3 protein-coding genes are annotated in these 4,118 nt (G+C 44.7%); 1 reads left to right on the forward strand and 2 read right to left on the reverse strand.

Translation table 11 applies throughout. The features are described from left to right. Window positions 1-117 precede the first annotated feature (117 nt). Both tmk and F6K49_RS36355 read right to left on the reverse strand, forming a co-directional pair. The gene (tmk, locus tag F6K49_RS36350; protein ID WP_293030355.1) at window positions 118-804 is read right to left on the reverse strand and encodes a dTMP kinase; all 687 of its coding nucleotides are present in this window, start codon (window positions 802-804) and stop codon (window positions 118-120) included. Between the two features lie 182 nt (window positions 805-986). Continuing rightward, window positions 987-1,301 carry a hypothetical protein gene (locus F6K49_RS36355; RefSeq protein ID WP_293104635.1) on the reverse strand — a complete coding sequence of 105 codons (315 nt, stop codon included), beginning with the start codon at window positions 1,299-1,301 and terminating at the stop codon, window positions 987-989. A gap of 184 nt (window positions 1,302-1,485) precedes the next feature. On the opposite strand from F6K49_RS36355, the gene ltrA reads away from it, so the two are divergent. After that, window positions 1,486-3,321 carry a group II intron reverse transcriptase/maturase gene (ltrA, locus tag F6K49_RS36360; RefSeq protein ID WP_293104640.1) on the forward strand — a complete coding sequence of 612 codons (1,836 nt, stop codon included), beginning with the start codon at window positions 1,486-1,488 and terminating at the stop codon, window positions 3,319-3,321. Window positions 3,322-4,118: the final 797 nt, after the last annotated feature.

A 4,118-nucleotide genomic window follows, 5' to 3' on the forward strand; every position in this document is an offset into this window, starting at 1 on the left:
TAAAAGCCCGTGCTACCAGACTCCGCCCCACCCCAGATGGACCGGCAAACAGGTAGGCAGGGGCAATGCGGTTGGTTGTAATTGCTCCGTGCAATAATGCGATCGCTTGGTCTTGCCCTAGGATAAAGTCGAACGCTCCTGGAACCATGATTTAAACCGTTCACGGAAAATCTTCTGAATGGAATTATGGACTTCCTCCTCACTGTAGCTAGCATCTACCCGAACAATCCGATGGGGATTTTGTTGATACAACTCCTGAAATCCCTGCTGCACTCGTCGGTGAAATGCTAAGTCAGCTTGCTCCATGCGGTCAACGGTTCCCCGCTGTCGCGCCCGTTCCAGACCAATTTCGACATCAATATCCAGCCACAGGGTGAGGTCACTTTCCAGTCCAGCGGTAGCAATTTGATTAAGCTCCTCGATCAATTTCAAGTCAATACCTCGCCCATAACCCTGGTAGGCAATTGTCGAATCCGTGTAGCGATCGCATAAGATAATTGCTCCGTTGACTAACTGTGGCTTAATCAACTCTTCAACATGTTCAGCCCGATCAGCAGCATAGAGTAAAAGTTCAGCCCGAGGGTGAATCGGTGAGGAATCTTTATCCAGTAGCAGTTGGCGAACCTTAGTGCCTAATAATGTTCCCCCCGGTTCTCTAGTGACTACAACAACGGGCATGGTTTGATCCAAAGTACCTAGACAGTCTTGTAAGCCACTAGCTCGAAGCCAATTTGAGCATCGCTGTAGTTGGGTAGTTTTACCACCACCTTCCACTCCCTCGAAAACAATTAGCTTACCGCTCAAGCCTACCTCCTTTACTACTCATGCCTATCATGCGGCTTTGCCGGGCGACCGAAGAAGGCGCTCATTGAAGTGGAAGGGGTAAAAAGCCTTCCACAGCCTAAGATTCAGGCTGGTTCCCACTCAAAGGGGCATGAATCGAAGGAATGTCTGGTTTCGACTGAAACTGGTAATAACCCGTAGATTTAGGTCTCACAGCTAGAGAGAAAGTAAGTTTGAACCGAACCATCGGATAGGTGATAACCGAACAGGGAAAGAATCAAAGGGTTGAGGGACACGAACCGTTGTTCAAAGGCACCGTAAACATGAATATCCCTGATCAAACCGATGATGGGGATATAAGCTCCAAGGACTGGATATCGGCTAATATTCAGTCGAATCTCAAAAAGGACTCGGTGTAAAGACGGCAACCTCAGATTCGTATCTTCAATGTGTGTAACCGGGTAAGCCGAGATGGAGTCCTTGGTGTCAGGTCGATACACAAGGTAGCCAAATCGCAAGAGGAGGTATAACTCTGGGTCCGGTAAAAGTCTGAACCTTGCAAAAGCCGACAACCTGAAAGGGAACGGGAATAAATAACCGGTCGGATAGAGGGTAAAATAAATCCCCTCACTCGAAAGAGCGCTGAATTTCAGAGCTGATTCCGAGCAAAGGAACTACGTTATCAATTACCTTAAATTGTATATGGAAAAGATTGAACTAACGTCTTCGGACGGGAGTATCGTAACAGAACAACCTAACGATTGGCATTCCATCAATTGGAAAGAAGCCCACCGTCAGGTAAGGAAATTAAGACAACGTATTTTCAAAGCGACACGTGAAGGCAACTGGAAAAAAGTTAACAAACTCCAGAGATTAATGCTCAGGAGTTATAGCAACATCCAGGTATCGGTCAAAAGAGTCACCCAGGAAAATAAGGGCAGAAAGACAGCAGGAGTGGACAAGGAAAAATGTCTGAACCCCCAACAGAGGGGACAGATGGTACAAACCTTATCTACCCTAAAGTCGTGGTCTCCCAAACCAACCAAACGCATCTATATACCTAAAAGCAATGGTAAACAACGTCCACTAGGGATACCTAGTATCACTGATAGATGTTTGCAAGCTATTGTCAAAAACGCGCTGGAGCCAACATGGGAGGCTCAATTCGAGGGTACATCTTATGGATTCAGACCAAAAAGAAGTACTCACGACGCCCGCCAAAGAATTTTCTTGAACATCAATGGCGAAAAAAATAGGAAATGGTGGGTAGTTGAAGCAGACATAAAAGGATGTTTTGACAATATAGCCCATCAACCCCTATTAGATTCCATAGGAAATTTTCCAGCCCGAGGGGCTATTGAAAAATGGCTAAAGGCAGGATATGTGGATAAAAACACATTTCACCCAACAGATTCGGGCACCCCACAGGGGGGAATAATAAGCCCTCTCCTAGCCAACATAGCCCTACATGGATTGGAAGAAGAACTAGGAATAACTTACAAGGAAAGGAAAGATTCAAGGAACGGTAAACCTTCCTGGTACAACACCTCAAATAGAACACTAGTTCGCTTTGCGGATGACTTTGTAATCCTTACCGAGACCAAAGAAGATGCCGCAAATGCTAAGGAAATCACAAGAAAGTGGTTGACCAAAAAAGGATTAACTCTATCAGAGGAAAAGACCAGGATAACTCATCTAACCGAAGGATTTGATTTTCTAGGATGGAATTTCAGGAAATATAAGACAACTACCAAAAGAACAGGGTTCATCACATTCATCAAACCATCCGACAAAAGCTTCAGAGATATCAAGAAGAAAATCAAAATAGAAATGGCCAAGCTTAAAGGGGCATCCCCAGAAAGCATAATTCCCAAGCTTCAACCCATCATCAGGGGATGGACTAACTATCACAGTGGAGTTGTAGCCAAAGAGACTTTCTCCAAACTACAACAATACGTAAACTGGAAATTAGTTCGATGGGGCAAAAGGAAATACGGCCAAAAATCCTGGGAATGGATTAAGAAGAAACATTATGGGAAGTTCTGCCCAGGTAGAGAAGACCAGTATGTTTTTGGCTCAAAAGACCTGTATCTGGAAAAGGCACAATGGACAAAAATTACCAGACATACTCTGGTAACACATAACTTCTCACCGGATAACCCGGATTTGAAAGAATATTGGGAAAAAAGGGAGAAATCACAAGCCAAAAAGACCGCAGAAGGAAGACTTCCCAAGGGCAAAAATAAGATAGCCTTACGGCAACAATACGTTTGTCCATATTGCGGTCAACCACTAGGAAATTACAATCAGGTTCATTTACACCACATCATCCCGCGTAGCGAAGGTGGTGAGGATAAATACAATAACCTAGTGTATGTCCACGAAGACTGCCATAAGACCATCCACGCCTTGGGTGCTAGCAATCCGCAGATACAGGATAAACTGTTTCGAGGGATTAAATCCTCCCCGAAGACCCGGAACAAAAGCCAAAAGGTACAAAACCGGAAGTTCAAGGGGGAAAAGCTGGATAAAAGATAACGTGTTCTTTTGGAATTGGTTGCGCCGTGTACTTGGAGACTTGTTCGCACGGTGCTAAGGAGGCGAAGAGGGAGCAATCCCTCTGACCTATCCGATTACAGCTTAAACAATGGGTTGAACAAGCTCAGGCATTCAGCATTCAGCGGTCAGCGGTCAGCCGTCAGCTTATTTTATTCAAAAGGATTGCGCTACGCGCACCCTGCGCGAACAGTAGCCTGGAAGAGGCTTCGACGCTGGAACTTTCCTCCCATAACTGAAGTTCCCCTGTACAAATGTACTATCTACGCCCAAAAGTTATGCCAATCCTAGCTTTGAGTGCTGTAGAACAATAGTACTACTGGGTACAACCAGTTTGAGAAAATGCTTGTACCTATTGCTATGATTAGATTACAGCGTACTAGACTAGTGTGGCGCGTACGCTAGTCGGCTGTTGATTATAGCACAACTTAGTATCCCATGGCCAGAAAACCCCGTAGCCATGTGAAGGTTTGTTTTTGATTAGTGTAAACTCTATAATAAAAAATTAATAGATAAGCGCCAAAATCAGCACTAAATAAGGCGATGAATCGATTTGTACCCAGTAGTACATTAGTCCTACCTGTCAAAATGTAGGCACCGCAAGAGTTGAGGGATTCATAGTACACGTGTATGGGGGAACTTCAGCCATAAACCTGACTGACGGACACTTTTTTTTGTACATTTAGCAGTACATTTAGGCCCAGGCATCAAATTCCTGAATCAGAGAGAAGGTAATCTTTCGATAGTAGCGGTCACGAGCTTTTTGGGAAGCGAAACAA

It is taken from the genome of Moorena sp. SIO3I6 (assembly GCF_010672095.1).